General features: G+C 70.3%; 17 protein-coding genes. 7 read left to right on the top strand and 10 right to left on the bottom strand.

The features are described 5' to 3' along the window. Positions 1-20 precede the first annotated feature (20 nt). Genes JJQ90_RS10330 through JJQ90_RS10310 form a run of 5 tightly spaced genes read right to left on the bottom strand, consistent with a single transcriptional unit; the run spans position 21 to position 5,172 of the window. A complete protein-coding gene (locus JJQ90_RS10330; RefSeq protein ID WP_216874960.1) occupies positions 21-893 on the bottom strand; it encodes an MBL fold metallo-hydrolase in 873 nt (290 codons plus the stop codon). After that, positions 890-1,804, bottom strand: coding sequence for a DMT family transporter (locus JJQ90_RS10325; RefSeq protein ID WP_216874958.1), 915 nt, complete (start codon positions 1,802-1,804; stop codon positions 890-892). Before JJQ90_RS10325 ends, JJQ90_RS10330 begins: the two co-directional genes overlap by 4 nt. Next, complete coding sequence (locus JJQ90_RS10320; RefSeq protein WP_230410520.1) at positions 1,804-2,748, bottom strand: DMT family transporter; 945 nt, start codon at positions 2,746-2,748, stop codon at positions 1,804-1,806. The genes JJQ90_RS10325 and JJQ90_RS10320 overlap by 1 nt, the downstream gene beginning before the upstream one ends. Next, positions 2,741-3,574 (bottom strand): FAS1-like dehydratase domain-containing protein, encoded by an 834-nt coding sequence (locus JJQ90_RS10315; RefSeq protein ID WP_216874956.1) that lies wholly within the window; start codon positions 3,572-3,574, stop codon positions 2,741-2,743. The genes JJQ90_RS10320 and JJQ90_RS10315 overlap by 8 nt, the downstream gene beginning before the upstream one ends. Continuing rightward, positions 3,574-5,172: a hypothetical protein gene (locus tag JJQ90_RS10310; protein ID WP_230410519.1), complete on the bottom strand. Its 1,599-nt coding sequence runs from the start codon at positions 5,170-5,172 to the stop codon at positions 3,574-3,576. Before JJQ90_RS10310 ends, JJQ90_RS10315 begins: the two co-directional genes overlap by 1 nt. Before the next feature lie 229 nt (positions 5,173-5,401). Between JJQ90_RS10310 and JJQ90_RS10305 the strand changes: the two genes are divergently transcribed. Genes JJQ90_RS10305 through JJQ90_RS10280 form a run of 6 tightly spaced genes read left to right on the top strand, consistent with a single transcriptional unit; the run spans position 5,402 to position 9,547 of the window. Next, positions 5,402-6,157, top strand: a complete 756-nt coding sequence (locus JJQ90_RS10305) for a class I SAM-dependent methyltransferase (protein ID WP_329959421.1) — start codon at positions 5,402-5,404, stop codon at positions 6,155-6,157. Positions 6,158-6,171: 14 nt separating this feature from the next. Beyond that, on the top strand, positions 6,172-7,221 hold the full coding sequence (locus tag JJQ90_RS10300) for a glycosyltransferase family 2 protein (protein WP_329959420.1): 1,050 nt from the start codon (positions 6,172-6,174) through the stop codon (positions 7,219-7,221). After that, a complete protein-coding gene (locus JJQ90_RS10295) occupies positions 7,218-7,568 on the top strand; it encodes a DMT family transporter (protein ID WP_216874954.1) in 351 nt (116 codons plus the stop codon). Before JJQ90_RS10300 ends, JJQ90_RS10295 begins: the two co-directional genes overlap by 4 nt. 1 nt (position 7,569) lies before the next feature. Then, positions 7,570-8,715 carry an MFS transporter gene (locus JJQ90_RS10290; protein ID WP_216874952.1) on the top strand — a complete coding sequence of 382 codons (1,146 nt, stop codon included), beginning with the start codon at positions 7,570-7,572 and terminating at the stop codon, positions 8,713-8,715. A gap of 10 nt (positions 8,716-8,725) precedes the next feature. After that, on the top strand, positions 8,726-9,118 hold the full coding sequence (locus JJQ90_RS10285; RefSeq protein WP_216874950.1) for a DUF3574 domain-containing protein: 393 nt from the start codon (positions 8,726-8,728) through the stop codon (positions 9,116-9,118). Positions 9,119-9,166: 48 nt separating this feature from the next. Next, positions 9,167-9,547 (top strand): rhodanese-like domain-containing protein, encoded by a 381-nt coding sequence (locus tag JJQ90_RS10280; protein ID WP_216874948.1) that lies wholly within the window; start codon positions 9,167-9,169, stop codon positions 9,545-9,547. A gap of 134 nt (positions 9,548-9,681) precedes the next feature. Here JJQ90_RS10280 and JJQ90_RS10275 read toward each other — a convergent pair whose 3' ends face one another. The 5 genes from JJQ90_RS10275 to JJQ90_RS10255 form a co-directional block, all read right to left on the bottom strand. Continuing rightward, complete coding sequence (locus tag JJQ90_RS10275) at positions 9,682-12,513, bottom strand: phosphoenolpyruvate carboxylase (protein WP_216874946.1); 2,832 nt, start codon at positions 12,511-12,513, stop codon at positions 9,682-9,684. Between the two features lie 111 nt (positions 12,514-12,624). Then, positions 12,625-13,755 (bottom strand): DegT/DnrJ/EryC1/StrS family aminotransferase, encoded by a 1,131-nt coding sequence (locus JJQ90_RS10270; protein WP_216874944.1) that lies wholly within the window; start codon positions 13,753-13,755, stop codon positions 12,625-12,627. 15 nt (positions 13,756-13,770) lie between these two features. Then, the gene (locus JJQ90_RS10265) at positions 13,771-14,757 is read right to left on the bottom strand and encodes an NAD-dependent epimerase/dehydratase family protein (protein ID WP_216874942.1); all 987 of its coding nucleotides are present in this window, start codon (positions 14,755-14,757) and stop codon (positions 13,771-13,773) included. A gap of 80 nt (positions 14,758-14,837) precedes the next feature. Continuing rightward, positions 14,838-15,899 (bottom strand): dTDP-glucose 4,6-dehydratase, encoded by a 1,062-nt coding sequence (gene rfbB, locus JJQ90_RS10260; RefSeq protein WP_216874940.1) that lies wholly within the window; start codon positions 15,897-15,899, stop codon positions 14,838-14,840. A gap of 131 nt (positions 15,900-16,030) precedes the next feature. Then, complete coding sequence (locus JJQ90_RS10255; RefSeq protein ID WP_216874938.1) at positions 16,031-16,381, bottom strand: RidA family protein; 351 nt, start codon at positions 16,379-16,381, stop codon at positions 16,031-16,033. A gap of 66 nt (positions 16,382-16,447) precedes the next feature. On the opposite strand from JJQ90_RS10255, the gene JJQ90_RS10250 reads away from it, so the two are divergent. Further along, a complete protein-coding gene (locus JJQ90_RS10250) occupies positions 16,448-16,936 on the top strand; it encodes a YqhA family protein (protein ID WP_216874936.1) in 489 nt (162 codons plus the stop codon).

Here is a 16,936-nt window from a genome sequence, read left to right as displayed (position 1 = left end):
GCGCAGGCCCCCCTCCGAGGTCAGCGCGGCTCGAAGCAGTTCCCATCCTGCCGCGCCGCGCCCTCCGCCACCAGTTTCAGCAGATGCGCCAGCAGGCTGCGCGCCGCGGCGGGCACCAGCTTCATGTCCAGCACCGGACCATAGACCGCCGGCACCAGTTCCAGCGCGCTGGCGCGACCGGCGATGCGCAGGGCGTCCAGGACCATCGCCTCCCGCTCCCGGCGATGCGTCGCCAGCGCGGCGACGAAGGGCGCGGGGTCGGGCAAGGGCGGGCCGTGGCCGGGCAGGTAGAGGCGGGCCTCGCGCGCCGCCAGTTTTCCCAGGGAGGTCATGTAGGCGGCCATGTCGCCATCCGGCGGGCTGACCACGGTGGTCGACCAGCTCATCACATGGTCGGCGCTGAACAGCACGCCGTCCTCCCGCGCGAAGCACAGGTGGTTGGCGCAATGGCCCGGCGTGTGGATCGCGGTCAGGCGAAACTCATCCCCCTCCAGCACCGCGCCATCGGCCAGCGTCACATCGGGGGTGAAGGAATGGTCGCCGCCCTCCCCGCCCTGGTCGGGCGGCGTGAGGTGCGGGCCGAAGCCGTAGCTCGGCGCACCGGTGGCCGCCTGCAGCGCGGCCACCCCCGGCGAATGGTCGCGATGGGTGTGGCTGACCAGGATGTGCGTGATGGTCTCGCCTTCCGTCGCGCGCCGGATGGCGGCGAGATGCGCCGCATCCACCGGCCCGGGATCCAGCACCGCCACCCGCCCCTGCCCGATCAGCCAGGTATTGGTCCCGCGCCAGGTGAAGGGTCCGGGATTGCCGCACAGGATGCGCCGCACGCCCGGCGCCACCTCCGCCACCACGCCCGGCGGCAGCGGGTCGTCCCGCAGGAAGGGGATGCTCATGACTTCTTCCTTCCGCGCAGCATGATCTCGCGATGCATGATGTAGAGGCTGGCCAGCACGATCGCCAAGGCACCGGCCAGTGTCGAGACCCCCGGCACATCGCCGAAGGCGACCCAGCCGAACAGCACCGCCCAGAGCAGCGCCGAATAGGAATAGGGCGCGAGGAAGGACACCTGCGCACTGGCCCAGGCCTCCGTCAGCAGGGTCTGCGCGGCGCCGCCGATCAGGCCGATGGCGATCAGCATCAGCAGGTCCATCGGACCCGGCGTCACCCAGACGAAGGGCAGCCAGAACAGGCTGAAGAAGGTCATCAGCAGGGACTGCCACAGCACGATGGTGCCGGAGGATTCGGTGGAGGACAGCGTCCGCACCAGCATGGTGGTGCCAGCCGAGAACATGCCATGCGCCAGCGCCGCGATCATCCCCCAGCGCGCCGCGCCGCCAAAATCCCCGGTGAAGGCGCCCTGGCCGAGCGCGATGATGACGATGCCCAGGAAGCCCACCAGCACCGCGCCGCCGCGATGGATGCCCACCTTCTCCCCCAGCAGCGGGATCGACAGCAGGGTGACGAAAAGCGGCGTGGTATTGGTCAGCGCCGTGTGCTCGGCCAGCGGCAGATGCGCCAGCGCATAGAAGGAACAGGCCTGCGCCGCGGTGCCGGTCAGCGCCCGCAGCACATGGCCGGGAAAACGCCTGGTGCGCAGCGTGCCAGCAATGTCGCCGCGCAGCCCGACGCGGCGCAGCACGATCAGCATCACCACCGGCAGGGCGAAGGCACCGCGAAAGAACATCTGCTCCAGGAAATGGACGCGGTCCGACAGCTCCTTCACCAGCACGCTCATCGCCGCGAACAGGGCGCAGGCGGCCAGCATGAAGATCACGCCGCGCCTGGGATCATGCCGCAAGGCCATCAGCGAGGCTCCCTCAGCGCCGCGGCGCGGTCCTCGCGCCGGCGCACCTGCTCCCGGTGCAGATTGTACAGGCCGGCGGCGATGACGATGACGGCGCCCGCCACCGTATTCCAGGCCGGCACCTCGGCCCAGATCAGGAAGCCCAGCACCCCGCCCCAGAGCAGCGTGGTGTATTCATAGGGGGCGAGGGCCGAGACCGGCGCGATGGCGAAGGCACGCGAGAACAGCAGATGCGCGAAGCCGTTCGCCATGCCGAGGAAGGCCAGGCAGATCACGATATCCCAGCGCGGCAGCAGCGGGCCGAGCGGCGGGAACACCGGCAACAGAAGCAAACCCACCGGCACATGCGCCGCCAGCAGCCAGAAGGCGATAGTCTGCGGCGTGTCGGTGGAAGCCAGCACCCGGGTCCAGATCCGCGTCAGGCCGAGCGTCGCCGCGCCGGCCAGCAGCATCAGCGCCTCCCACCGCCACAGCTCGCCGCCGGGCTGCAGGATGACCATGACGCCGACGAAGCCGACGCAGGTGCTGGTCCAGCGCCGCCAGCCCACCTTCTCCCCCAGCAGCGGAATCGCCAGCAGCGTCATGATGAGCGGCGCGGCGGCATTCACGGCGTAGGAAGCACCGAGCGGGAAGGCGTTGAACCAGGCCAGGTAGAAGGCCACCGTCACCACGCAATGCAGCAGCGAACGCAGCGCCAGCAGCGGGCGGCGTACGGGCATCAGCCCGCGGCCGCGCACCAGCAGGGCGATGGCCAGCATGCCGAAGGCGCCGCGCCAGATCATGGCGACCGCCACCCCCACCTCCGGCAGCGCCCATTTCACGGCGGCATCGGCGGCGGAGATAACGGTATAGCCGGCAACGATGATGGCGATGCCGCGCAGCGTGTTCTGGGTCAGCGGCAGCAGCGGGCGCGCTGCCGCCGTGCCCGTTTGTCGTTCAGGCAAGGGTATCGGCCAGTTCGGCCTCGGCCTGCATGCAGGTGGCGCCGCCGTCGTCGCGGGTTTCCAGGCGCATCTGATCGCCCTCCACCCGGCCCAGCACGGTCAGCGCCCGGCTGTCGAAGGCCGGGCGGCGGCCGCGGAAGGCGAAGCTGTGCAGGCGCTTGCCGGGCGACTGCGCCAGCGCGTGCTGCGCCATCAGCGTCGCCTGCAAGGGGCCATGGACCACGAGGCCGGGATAGCCCTCCTCCCCGGTCACATAGGGGTGGTCGTAATGGATGCGGTGGCCGTTGCCGGTCAAAGCGGAGTAGCGGAACAGCATCACCGGGTCCGGCATCACCGCCATGCTGCTGGCCTCCGGCCAGGCCGCCGCGGCCGCGGCGGGCTTCACCGCCGCGCCCTCCGCCCCGCGATAGACGATGTCCTGCTCCTCCTCCACCGCCAGCCCGGCCGGGCCGTGCAGCAGGTGGCCCACGGTGACGAAGACCAGCCGGCCCGATCCGCCCGACTTCTCCTCCACCTTCAGGATGGTGCTGGTGCGGGTGACGATGTCATCGGCGTGCAATGCCACCGGGTGGAAGCGCAGCCGCCCGCCGGCCCACATGCGGCGCGGCAGATCGTGCACGGGCGGCAGGAAGCCGCCCCGCTTCGGATGGCCATCCGGGCCGATCCCCTCCGGCATCACCCAGTCCTGGAAGAACATCCAGTGCCACAGCGGCGGCAGCTCGGCGGGAATCGGCAGGCCCAGCGTCGCGGCCATGCCGCGCAGCAGTCTCGGGTCGAGCCGGTCCTCGCGGGTCTCGCTGCGGCCGACGTAATCCTGATGCGACATCAATCCTCGCGCAGATAGAGAAGGTAGGTGTTCATGTGGACCACCCGTGTGTAGTGGCGCCAGGTCTCGGCAAAGGCCGGGTGGCGGGAGAAATAGGCGATCGGGTCGAAATCCTCCGCCCCGCAACGGGGAATGCCGGAGTTCTTCGCCACCAGAACCGCACCCGGCGGGGCACGCGCGAAATCCTCCGCCACCGTGCGGTAGACCAAAAATTCGGGGCGCGACATCTCCCAGGGTTCACGATAGCGCGGCGCACCCTCCGGACAGTCCGGATAGGCGCCGATCAGCAGCCAGAGGTTCATGGTCCGCAGGGTGGACCGTGCGCGGGCGTAGTTCAGCGCCGGATAGACCGGGTAGATGTCCGGCGAGAGCACCAGCAGGCGTTCCCCGGCGACCTCCCGCTTCAGCGTGGCGGAAAGCTGGCCCTCCGCCAGCACCCCGTACCAGATCTGCCGCCAGGGGCTCTCGCCGCGGATATGCACGGCCGCCAGGGCCACCACCATGCCGATCGCCAGCATCGGCGCCGCCGCCATGGCCCGGCCCGGCGCCAAGGCGCGGTCGAACCAGCGGGCGATCACCCAGCCGGCCAGCAGCGCGGTGGCCATGGCCATCGGCACCACATGATAGGACCAGCCCTTGTGCTGCACCCAGGCGGAGAGCATCCCGCCGACCCCCGCCGCCGCCAGCATCCGCGCCGGCACCCCGGCGCCGGGCCAGAGCAGCAATGCCATGGCCGCCAGCAGCGCCAGGGTGGCAGCCCCCATCCGGTCGGTGAACAGCACGTCCCACAGCCCGATGCCGCCATTGCCGAGGTAGAAATCCATCACCAGCGGCACGACGAAGCCGAGATAATCGGGGAAGACCAGCGGCAGGCTGGCCAGGTACAGCAGCCAGATGCCGGCCATCAGCCAGGGCAGCCGGTCGCGCAGCGCCGCCGCCGGGCCGCGATGGGCCAGCACCAGCACCTCCACCAGCGCCGGGATCGCCAGGAAATGCGGCTTCAGCGCGAAGCCGAGCGCGGCGGCGACAGTGACGCCCAGCGCCAGCCCGCGCGGTGTCGCCAGGCCCTGCGCCCGGCGCGCCGCCAGCAGCGCATAGGGCAGCGCGAACAGCGCCATCAGATGCTCCCGCTGGCCGACATCATAGGCGACCATCACCAGCACCAGCGGGATCAGCGCATCCAGCACCGCCCGCTCCACCGGCCCTTCCTCCGCCCTCTGCCGCAGCCGCAGGCACATCCACCAGGACAGGGCGCAGAGGCACAGCACGCAGAGCAGCCAGGCGGTGACGATATCCAGCGGGGTGAAGCGGCTGATCAGCGCCGGGATGGCGGTCAGCACGAAGATCAGCGGAGGGTTGACGTCGATCAGGTCGCGGAAAAGCGATTCGCCCGCCACCCAGCGCTCGGCGAAGTTCAGGATCGCCGCGACGTCGTGATTCAGCGGCGGCGTCAGCGCCATCAGCAGGAAGGCCAGCGCGGGCAGCAGGGCCACGGCACGCAACAGCCGCAGGCGGGTCTCGGGCGCCACCCGGGCCGGCAGATGCGGCAAGGCTTCGGCGATCGGGCGGGCCGGCGGGGACGGATGCTTCGGGGTCATGACTGGCTCTCGGCTGGCCACATCCTCGGCCGCCTTGCCACAGGGTGCAACCGCATTGCGGCATCCGCTGGGCGGATGCTGTGTTTCGTAAAGTACGCCGCATAAGCGGCGGCGGCCGTTCGGCCGCTCGGCCCGCATGGCGGGCCGCCTTCGCTAAAGTGCCGTGGCACCGGGCGGCGGCGCAGCGCCTGCCCCCGATCCGCCTTGCCGGTGCCTTGCGGTTGCCCCGGTGCGGCGTCACAAGGGCGTGGTGGAACCCGCAGAATACGACCTGATGGACGCGGCCGAGGACGGCATGTGGTGGTATCGCGCCGCCCATGCCCGCATCCTCGACGCCTTGCGCGAACGGCCCGGCGCCCCGGGGCCGGTGCTGGATGCCGGCTGTGGCACCGGCGGCTTCCTGGCCAAGCTGGTCCAGGACCAGCCGGCCCGGCCCGCGGTGGGGCTGGAATATGTCGCCGATGCCGCCCGCCGCGCCGCGCAGAAAAGCGGCAGCCCGGTCGCGGCCGGCGATGCCAATGCCCTGCCCTTCGCCGATGCCAGCTTCGGCGCCGCCGTCAGCATCGACGTCATCTGCCATGCCGGCGTGGACCCGGCGCGCGGCATGGCGGAGTTGCACCGGGTGCTGCGCCCCGGCGGCACCGTGGTGCTGAACCTGCCGGCCTATGAATGGCTGCGCAGCGCGCATGATGCGCGGGTGCACACCGCCCGCCGCTACACCGCCCGCACCGCCCGCGCTTTGCTGGAAGCCGGCGGCTTCACTGCCATCACCACCCGCTACTGGAACGGCCTGCTGCTGCCGCTGATGGCGCTGCAACGCAAGGTGTTGCAGGCACGCCCCGGCGCGCCCAGCGACGTGACCCACTTCCCCCCCTGGATCGACACCACCCTGCACACCGTCTCCGAGATCGAGCGACGCATCGGCCGCGCGGGCATTTCCATGCCCGGCGGCGGTTCCGTCCTCGTCATCGGCACGCGGCCCTGACCGGAGAACGCGACGTGACTGAGATCATGGCCAAAGCCGCCGGATCGGCGGATGCCCGCCCCACCGGCACTTTCGGCGCCGGCGCTGCCGCGGGACTGTCCTCCGGCCTGCCGCAGGCCGAGGGCACGCCTGTCGGCCTTTCCATCGTCGTCCCGGTCTATCGCGGCGCCGCCACGGTGGGCGCGCTGGTCGAGGCGCTGTCCGCGCTGCGCCCGGCCGGCGGCATCGAGATCATCCTGGTGAATGACGGCAGCCCGGACAATTCCGGCGAGGTCTGCCGGGCGCTCGCCGCCCGCGCCACCGTGCCACTGGTCTATATCGAGCACGCCCGCAACTTCGGCGAGCACAACGCGGTCATGTCCGGCCTGCGCCAGGCCCGCGGCGCCTATGTCATCACCATGGATGACGACCTTCAGAACCCGCCGGAGGAGGTGGTGAAGCTGTACGACCATGCCCGGCTCGGCGGCTGGGACGTGGTCTATACCCGCTATGCCAAGAAGGAACATGACGGCTGGCGCAACCTCGGCAGCCGCTTCGCCAATGGCGTGGCGGACATGCTGCTGGACAAGCCGAAGGGCCTCTATTTGTCCTCCTTCCGCTGCATGAGCGCCATGGCGGTGCGGGAGGTCGCGAAATACAGCGGTCCCTACCCCTATGTGGACGGGCTGCTGATGCAGGTGACCCAGCGCCTCGACAGCATCGAGGTGATGCACCTGCCGCGCGCCGAGGGACGGTCGAACTACACGCTGAAGCGGCTGGTGCTGCTGTGGATGAACCTCGCCACCAATTTTTCCGTCCTGCCGTTGCGGCTGGCCATCCTGGCCGGTGCGGTGATGGGCATCTTCGGCCTGATCGCCGCGGCCATCGTGCTGTTCGAGGGGCTGAGCGGGGAGACGCCTTCCGGCTGGGCCTCGATGATGACGGTCACGCTGCTGGTCGCCGGCGTGCAGTTCCTGATCCTGGGCGTGCTGGGCGAGTATGTCGGCCGCGCCTTCCTCTCGGCCAATGGCAAGCCGCAGGGCGTGGTGCGGGATGTGGTTCGCAGCGAAGGCAAGGGCGCATGATCGCCGCCTGGACGACGCTCGCCGCGGCCATCACCACCTCCCTCATCGGGCAGATCCTGCTGAAGGCCGGCGCCTCGGGCTCCGTCGCGGCGGAGGCCGGCTTCATCGACCAACTGTTCCGCTGGCAGACCATTGTCGGGCTGGGCTGCTATGGCGGCGCGGCGCTGCTCTACATCATCGCCCTGCGCAAGATCCCGATGTCCGTCGCCCTGCCCTGCACGGCGGCGAGCTATGTGGTCATCGCCCTGATCGGCTGGGGCATGTTCGGGGAGAGCCTGGGCATGGCCAAGATCGCGGCGATCGGGCTGATCTCCGCCGGCGTGGTGCTGCTCGCGACCACGGCCTGACATGCGGCCAGGGCTGGTGCTGGGGGCGCTGGGCGTCACCCAGATCCTCGGCTGGGGCACCGCCTATTTCCTGCCGGGCGTGCTGGGCCCGGCGATGGAGCGCGACCTCGGCCTGGCGCCGGGCGGCGCCTTCCTCGGCATCCTCATCATGCTGGGGCTCGCCGGCGCCCTGGCGCCGATGGTGGGGCGGGCGATCGACCGGCATGGCGCGCGGCTGGCCATGGTCTGCGGCTCCTTCGCCTTCGCCGCCGGGCTGGTGCTGCTGGCCGGCGCGCAGAACAGCGCCCAGGCGCTGATCGCCTGCCTGGTGATGGGCCTGGCTGCTGCCCTGGCGCTGACCGAGGCCGCCAATGCCGCCATCGCCACGCTGGGCGCCGAACGGGCGCGTAAACGCCTTGGCCTGCTGGCATTGGCGAGCGGGCTTTCCTCTGCCGTCACCTGGCCGGCGCTGGCAGCGCTGGAGGCGGGTTTTGGGTGGCGCGGCGCGGTGCTGGCCTCGGCGGCGGTGCATCTGCTGCTGGCGTTGCCGCTGCATCTGTTCTTCGTGCCGGCCGCGCCACGCGGCGCCCGCCCCCTGCGCCTGCCGGGCGGGCGCCTGCCGGCGCGGCTGCGCTGGCTTTCCGCGGCCTTCACCATGCAGACGCTGATGGGCAGCGCCATCCTGGCCAATATGGTCCTGCTGGTGGAGGCGCTGGGCATGGAGCGCGGCAGCGCCATCTGGTGGGCGGCCCTGGTCGGGCCGGCGCAGGTGGCGGCAAGGCTGCTGGATGTGGTGGGCGGCGGGCGCTTCAGCGCCGTGACCATGGCCTCCGCCGCCTTGCTGCTGATTCCCTTCGCCTTGGTCCTGCCGCTGGTCGCGCCGCTGGGCGTGACGATCGCCGCGCCGGTCTTCGTGCTGACCTATGGTCTCGCCTCCGGCATCATGTCCGTCATGCGCCCAGCCTGCCTGATCGAGCTGCATGGGACGGAGGGCTATGCCACCGTCGCCGGCCAGGTGATGGCCCCGGTGACGGGCGCCATGGCCCTAGCACCCGCCCTCTTCGCACCCCTGCTCTTCGCCCTGGGGGCGGAGGCGGCGCTGGCCGTCGCGGCTGTGGGCGTGCTGGGCGCCTTTACCCTGCTGCGCGTGGCGGCACGTTCAGGTTAGCCTGTCCGCCATGCGCCTTCTCGCCCTGCCCCTGCTCCTCGCCGCCTGCGCCACCCCGCCCTGCCCGCCCGGCATGCAGGCCGCCACGCTGGCGGAGGGCTATTTCGGCCGCAACGCGGGCGGTGCCGAAGTGGTGGATGACGCCGCCTGGGCGCGCTTCATGGATGAGGTGGTGACGCCCGCCTTTCCCGATGGCCTGACCGTGCTGGACGGCGCCGGCCAATGGCGCGGCCGGTCGGGCGTGGTGGCGCGGGAACGCAGCAAGGTGCTGGTCCTCGCCTTGCCCGGCGCCGAGGCCGCCACCGCCACCGCCCGCCTCGCCCCCGTCATCGCCGCCTATCGCGCCCGTTTCGGACAGGAGAGCGTGATGGTGACAACCACCGGCACCTGCCTGGCTTTCTGAATCCCCCCGGCCCGGCCTATCGTCCCCGCGACCAAGGGAGAACGATCCATGCCGACCACCGTGAAAGACATGCTCGCCGCCGCCAATGCCGCCGTGCCGCGCATCAGCGCCGCCGAGGCGCAGGCCCTGGCCGCCGATCCGCAAACCGTGCTGCTGGATGTGCGGGATGCGGCGGAGGTGAAGACCAGCGGCAAGGCCAAGGGCGCGCTCGCCGTCTCCCGTGGCCTGCTGGAATTCCGCGCCGATCCCGAAAGCCCGCTGCATGACGCGGCCTTCGACCGCGCCAAAACCATCATCGTCTACTGCGCCTCCGGCGGCCGCGCGGCGATGGCCGGCAAGACGCTGAAGGACATGGGCTACAGCGACGTCCGCAACCTCGGCGGCTTCAAGGACTGGGTCGAGGGCGGCGGCGAGGTCGAGAACGGCTGATTATTTTGGTGCCCTCAAGTGCCGGGCGGCCGCATCCGCGGCCTTGGCTCGCCGCATAAGCGGCGGCGGCCATTCGGCCGCTCGGCCGGCGTAAGACGCCGGCCGCATGTCAGACCTCTGCGGCCTGCCGGCCTTCACCCGAAGGCGCCCACCTCATGCACAATGGCGGCCGAGCATTCGCGCACCTGCGCGAACAGCGCCGCCATCGGCGTGAACAAGGCGGCATGTTCCGCGGCATAGGACGCGCCACCCCGCCCCGGCGCCGGCTCATGGAAATCGAGGCCGCTGGCAGGGTCGGGGCGCGCCGGAAAGACCTCCGCCAGCAGCGCCAGGGCGCGTTCCACATCCAGCTGCAGGATGCCGCGGATCAGCGCCTCTCGCGTCGCGCCGTGGCGCGGGCTGAATTCGGGGATCTGCACGGCCAGAAGCCAGATGCGGTGGATCAGGGCGAGCCGCAGCGCATGCAGCAGCACCAGCCTGTCCGGCATGCGCGGCAGCTCCGGCCAATTGGCGCGCAACGCCAGGTGATCCGCCTGCAAGCGCCGGAACATCCGCCGCACATCGGAGGACAGGCCCAGCTTTTCCAGCGCGGCGGAGATATGCATCAGCTCCTCCCGCCGCCCCGGCCGCCTGGTGGCGCCGGCACGGTCGAGCCAGGGGCCGGGGTCGAGCGTATCCACCCCCGCCCGCAGCACGCCGAGATCCGAACAGGCCGCCGCCCTGGCCGCCATGGCCACGGCACGTGCAAAGCGCGGGCTGCGTGCCAGCATATCGGCGAAACTGTCGGGATTGGCGGCGACCGCCGCGCCCATGCCGTGCAGCGTATTCGCCAGCCAGCCCATCTGGTGCAGGATCGCGTTGTTCGGAATGGCGCGGAGCTGCGACGGATGGCTGATGCGCGCCGGCCCGCCCATGTCGGATTGCCGCGCCGCCGGGCGTGACCCTGTGCGGTCCAGCAGCCCCGGCCCGAAGGCGCCGAGCAGCGCCGCATAGCCCGGATCCTCCACCAGGATCTGCATCTCCCGCCGGATCGTGGCGAAGAAATCCGCGCCATAATCGCTCTCGGCATAGATCGGGTCGGGCTCACCTTCCGGCTCGACAAAGGCATGTTCCGCGATGCGGGCGACGGTCGCCGCCGCCAGCGCCGGCGTGCCGAACAGCAGATAGCCATCGCCACCCTGGAAGCTGCTCTCCTCCCGCAGCTTCAACCCGGCCTTCGCCAGGGCCGCCCGCGCCTGGGGTGGGGAGAGGTAATTGAGCCGGTCCGCCAGGCTGTCCGGATGCCCACCCCGGCCGATGCTCTCGCCATGGGTGTCGAACAGCACCAGCTCGATCTCGCCCAGGCCGTGCCGGTGCAGCTGGTCCCCCAGCCGCAGCTTCAGCCGCTCCGCCAGGTAGCTGGCCGGCAACTGCCCGACATAGCGGCCGGAATCGGAATAGCCGAACTGCAGGCACAGCCGGCCATGGGCGCGCAGATAGTCGCGGAAGAAGGGGCTGCGCAGCGCCTCCTCCACCACCTTGTCGCCACGTTCCAGCGCCTCCGCCGTCTCGAACAGCGGAGAGATTTCGATATGCCGCTCGATCCCCAGGCGTTTCGCGAGCCACAAGGCCCCGAGCAGCGTGTAGCCGCTTTCCGTCTCCGCGATCAGGAAGCGCACGGGCTGGGAGGCATCCACATGCTTGGTGATCTGCGCCACCGTCATCATCAGCCGCACGGCGGAGGCCTGTTCCGCCATCAGCGCGCCGAAATCCACCGGCTGCGGCGTGACCTCCGCCAGCGCCGCATTCATTGCCGCCAGCAGGCCGCGCCGGCTGGCCATGTCGTCCGGGCTGGCCGTCAGCCCCAGGCGCTGGCGCAGCGCATTGTGGATCTGGCTGGCATTCAGCCGGGTATGGGTATGCGCGAGCGCCAGCCCATGCCCGACCAGCCCGGCGCGGATCACCACCAGCGCCAGCCGCGCCGCTTCATCCGGCGCCGCCGCCATCGCCGCGGGAAACAGGCCGAGCAGCGCCGCCGGATTGGTCATCGCCGCCTGGCGCTGGCCGATCAGCACCTCCGCGAAGCCCTGCACCGCCTCCGCCACCGGCGTATGGGGCAGCGCCTCCAACTGCCGGGCCACCGCCGCTTCGGCCTGCGCCACCCTGGCCGACAGCGCCTGGGCGCAATCGCCGAGCGGGGCGAGTTGCGCCGCCATCCGCTGCAATTGCAGCCGCTTCATGGTCAGCCGCAGCCCGATCGTATCCCACCAGCCGATATCGGTGCGGCCATCCGTGTCATAGCCGACCCAGGAGGCCAGCAGGATCGGCGCCGGCAACAGGGTCTGCCAGCGATCGCCCCAGATGCCCCGTGCCGCCCGCAGCAGCGCGCCATTCAACGCATCCAGCGCATCGCGCCCACGCTGGATCGCCGCCACCGCCTGCACGAATTCCTCCGTCAGCGTCGGCGCCGCCGGGCGATGCGACAGGCCGCGCGGCATCTCCGCGCCGGAGGCGGCTGCCGCCACCGCCGCGCCCGTTGCTGGCGGCAGGGAAAAGGTGGGATGCGCGGTGAACACCGCCGCGAAACGCGGCCGCTCCACCACCTCCCGATACGCCGCGAAAGGCACCGGGCTGTCATGCGGATCGGGGCGGACCAGCCGCGCCGCCAGGGCATCCAGCGTCGCCGCCCCGCGCTCCACCCCCACATAAGCGGCAATCCGCCGCGCCCGTTCCGCCGCCGCGGTATCCGCCAGCCGCGCGATCAGCGCGCCCACGCCCGCCACATCCAGCCGCCCATCATCCAGCCGCCGACTGATCGCCAAGGCAATCAACAACACCGGATCCCCGAACGGATCCGTCGCCGCCGCCTCCCGCGCCTCCCTCAGGCGCAGCAGCAACTCAGCCAAGGTGTCACCCACCCCATCCGCCCCAGGCGGCACGGCAGCAGAACGGGTCCCGGCGCCCAGCGCCTCAACGGTCTGATCCATACCCCATGCTGCACCTGCGAAGGCCCGGAACGCCAGCACGTATTTGCCCGGTCGTTGCGAGGGTGTGTGGGTGGTCCTTGCAGGGGGCGCTGCCCCCTGCAAGGACCACCCTCACAACCCTCGCAGCACCTGGCAGACGTGCTCGACCTGGGTGTCGGTCAGTTCGGGGAACATGGGCAGGCTCATGACTTCGCTGGCGGCGCGGGCGGTTTCGGCGCAGCCGGCGGGGCCCATGGGGGTGCGGCCGCGATAGGCGGGTTGCAGGTGGACGGGGGCGGGGTAGTGGATGGCGGTGGCCACGCCTTCGGCGCGCAGGCGGGCCATCAGGGCGGTGCGGTTGGGCACGCGCAGCACGTATTGATGGTAGACATGGCCGGCATCGGCGCGGCGAACGGGCGGCGCGTAGGGGCCGTTGGCCAGCGCCGCGTCGTAGGCGGCGGCGATTTCGGCGCGGCGGGCGTTGGTGCCGTCGAGGTAGGGCAGGCGCGTGCGCAGGATGGCGGCCTGGACCTCGTCGAGGCGGCTGTTCACGCCGATGCTGTCGCTGATGTAGCGCTCCTTCCAGCCATATTGGCGGATGGCGCCGATGCGGTCGGCGAGCGCCGCATCATCGGTGGACATCACGCCGCCATCGCCCAGCGCGCCGAGGTTCTTGGTGGGATAAAGGGAGAAGCAGGCGGCGTCGCCCATGGTGCCGACCTTGCGGCCACCCAGCGTCGCGCCGTGGGCCTGGGAGCAATCCTCGATCACCATCACGCCGTGTTCGCGGCAGGCGGCCAGCATGGGGTCCAGGTCGCAGGACTGGCCGTAGAGGTGGACGGGGATGATGGCGCGGATCGGCGGCAGGCCGGGCGGCGGGTCGTTGAGGACGGCGACGAGTTCGTCCGGATCCATGGTGAAGGTATCCGGGTCGATATCGACCAGCAGCGGTGTGGCGCCCGTCATCTCGATCGCGGCCACGGTGGCGACCGCGGTGTGGGAGACGGTGACGACGGTGCAGCCGGCGCCGATGCCCATGCCGCGGAGCGTCAGCATCAGCGCGTCGGTGCCGTTGGCGCAGCCGACGGCGCGCTGTGCGCCCTGCCAGGCGGCGAATTCCTTCTCGAAGGCCGCGCCTTCCTGGCCGAGGATGTACCAGCCGGAGTTGAGCGCGCGCAGCACCGCCGCGTCGATCTCGTCCTTATGGGCACGGTAGCCGGCGCCGGGATCGGCCTGCGGCACGGTGATGGTGGTGGCGTTCATGGGCGTGCCTCCTGTTCAGGCGACATATTCGGCAAGGCGCGGGCGGTACCATTCGAGCGAACGGCGCAGCCCGTCATCGACATCGACGCGCGGCCACCAGCCGGTGGCGGCGCGGAAGGCGCGATCGTCGGCGGCGTAGCTGCCGATGTCGATCTGCGCCCGATCGGCCGGGAAGGTCTTCGTGACGAAGCTGCCCTGACCGCCATTCGCCGCGATCAGGCGTTCGGCCAGTTCGTGCAGGGACAGTGGGGGCGGCCCGCCGATGTTGAAGACCTTGCCGTTCACCTCGGGCCGCGCGGCCTGCAGGCCAGCTCGGAGAAAGGCGTCGGTGACGTCGTCCAGATAGGTCAGGTCGCGCAACTGCTCCCCGCCCCAGACCTCGAAGGGCTCGTTCTCCAGGACCTTCCGGATCCAGATCCCCAGAAAGGTCTGCTTGGCGTCCTTGATGCGCAGCCGGGGGCCGTAGCAGTTGGTCAGGCGGAGGGAGACCACCGGGCGGCCGTGGACGCGGCTTTCCAGCAGCCAGTACTGCTCGCCGGCCCATTTGGAGACGCCATTGGCGTCCGGCGGGTTCACCGTGTGCTTCTCATCCACCGGCAGGTATTGCGGGCGGCCGTAGAACTGGCGGGTGGAGGCATGCACCACGGTGGCCTTCGGCGCCGCCTCCCGCATCACGCCGATCAGCCGCACCTGGGCCACGGCGTTGATGGCGATGTCGGAAACCGGGTCGCGCTGCCCGCCCATATGGCTGGTCTGGGCGGCCATGTTGAACAGCACGTCGATGCCGTTGCAGAGGCTGTGCAGCTCCGCATCGCGGATGTCGCCCCGCACCAGCATCACGTTGCTGCCTTCGAGGTTCAGCGGATTGGCGCCGCCCTCCGGCTCCATCGCATCCAGCGCCACCACGCGGGCGCCTTCCGCGGCCAGGGCATGGCACAGCCCGCTGCCGAGGAAGCCGGCCCCACCCGTCACCAAAACGCGCTTGCCGCGCCACCCGTCCATTTTGTCGCGTTCCTTCGTTGAGCCGTCGAGCATCTCTGAAAAGCCCTCTCCCCCGCTTATGGGGGAGAGGGCTTTAACTCCTACCCAGTCTGGCCGAGCCGCTGCCCCGCATATCGTGCGGCCCGGATCGGCCCCCACCAGGCCTCGTTGTCGAGGTACCAGCGCAACGTGTGTTCCAGCCCGCGTTCGAAATCGTACTTCGCTGTCCAGCCCAACACCTTCTCCGCGCCCGACGGGTCCATGGCATACCGAAAATCGTGCCCGGGGCGGTCCTTCACGAAGGTGATCAGACGCTCGCGCGGCCCAGCCGGGTCCGGCCGCAGCCGGTCCAGCACGGCGCAGATAGCGCGCACGACGTCGAGGTTGCTGCGTTCCTGCCGTGGTCCGATGCAATAGGTGCCGCCCGGCTTGCCGGCGCCCAGCGCCGCCAGGCACAGCGCCTCCGCATGATCCTCCACATGGATCCAGTCGCGGATATTGGCGCCGTCGCCATAGACCGGCAGCGGCCGCCCCTCCAGCGCGTTCAGCGAGACCAGCGGGATCAGCTTCTCGGGGAATTGCCACGGCCCGTAGTTGTTCGTCGTGTTCGAGACGAAGGCCGGAAAGCCGTAGGTGTGATGCCAGGCGCGGACCAGATGGTCGGAGGCCGCCTTCGACGCGCTGTAGGGGCTGCGCGGGTCGTAGGGCGTGTGTTCGTCGAAGGGTTTTGCTTCAAGCGTCTCCAGCGAACCGAAGACCTCGTCGGTGCTGATGTGGTGGAAACGGAAGGCCGCCTTCCGGGCGGGGTCGAGCGCGGACCAGTAGGCGCGCGCGGCCTCCAGCAGCACCTGGGTGCCCACCACATTGGTCTGGATGAACTCGGCCGGGCCGTCGATGCTGCGGTCGACATGGCTCTCGGCCGCGAGGTGCATCACCACCTCCGGCTGCCACTGCGCAAGCACGGCGCTCATCGCCGCCGGGTCGCAGATATCCGCCTTCACATGCACATGGCGGGCATCGCCCCGCGCGGCGCCCAGCGCCTCATGGCTCGCGGCATAGGTCTCCTTGTCCACATTCACCACCAGATGGTCGGTGGTGGCGATCAGGCGGCGGACGACGGCGGAGCCGATGAAGCCAAGGCCGCCGGTCAGCAGGATATTCATGAAGACTCCTCGGTCGGCCCATCTATGGCAGCGGATTGCGGCGGCCACAGGGCCGAGCCCGGGCGGCGCCATGGCCGTGCGCTAAAATGCCCGGCCCGCCGCCCGCGGTCGAGGGGGGATCACGCCCATTATCACGCGGGCGCGAGCGCCACCCCGGTGATCTCCACCTTCCAGCGCGGATCGACCAGCGCCGCCTCGATGGTCATCCGCGCCGGCTTGGCGGCGGGGTCGAGCCAGGCGTCCCAGGCGCGGTTCATCGCCGGCGCGTCGCGGATATCGGCCAGAACGATGGTGACGCTGAGCAGGGCGCGCTTGTCGGTGCCGGCCTCGGCCAGCAGCGCGTCGATCTGCGCCAGGATGTCGGCGGTCTGGCCCTCCGCATCCAGGGTCGGATCATCGGCCACCTGCCCGGCCAGCCAGATGATGCCGCCACCCATCACGGCGCCCGACAGGCGCTGCTCCTCCGCAATTCGCCGGATCATTCTGTTGTCTTTCCCTTCCAAAATGACGCGGCACAGGGCACATCCTGGCCGTCCCCGGAGGGTGCCATGCAGGTGCTGATCGACAAAGTCGTGCTCGCCAGCCGGCATGTGCTGGTGGTGTTCTTCCTGGGCCTCGGCGTGGCACTGGCCATCTATGCGGTGGGCTTCCTCGCCAAGTTGTGGAAGTTCGCCGGCAATGCGCTGACGGGATCGGACAACCGCCAGTTGCTGGAACTGCTGCACCTGCTGGATGCGGCGCTGGTCGCCTCCCTGGTCGTGACGGTGATGATCTCCTCCTATGACAGCCTGGTGTCGCGGCTGGGCAAGCATGAGGATGCGGAGGGGGTCAGTTGGGTGGCCAACATCGACCCCGGCAATCTGAAGATCAAACTGGCCTCCGCGCTGATCGCCATCTCCTCCATCCACCTTCTCCAGATCTTCATGGAGGTGACCAGTTACGACGACCGTTCCGTGATGTGGGGGCTGGCGATCCATGGGATGTTCGTGGCCGGCGCGGTGGCGCTGGGCGTACTGGACCGGCTGACGAAGAAATAG

Origin of the sequence: Falsiroseomonas oleicola, from assembly GCF_019029495.1 — a bacterium.
Lineage (GTDB): Bacteria > Pseudomonadota > Alphaproteobacteria > Acetobacterales > Acetobacteraceae > Falsiroseomonas > Falsiroseomonas oleicola.
This window is presented reverse-complemented; position numbering and strand designations above follow the sequence as displayed.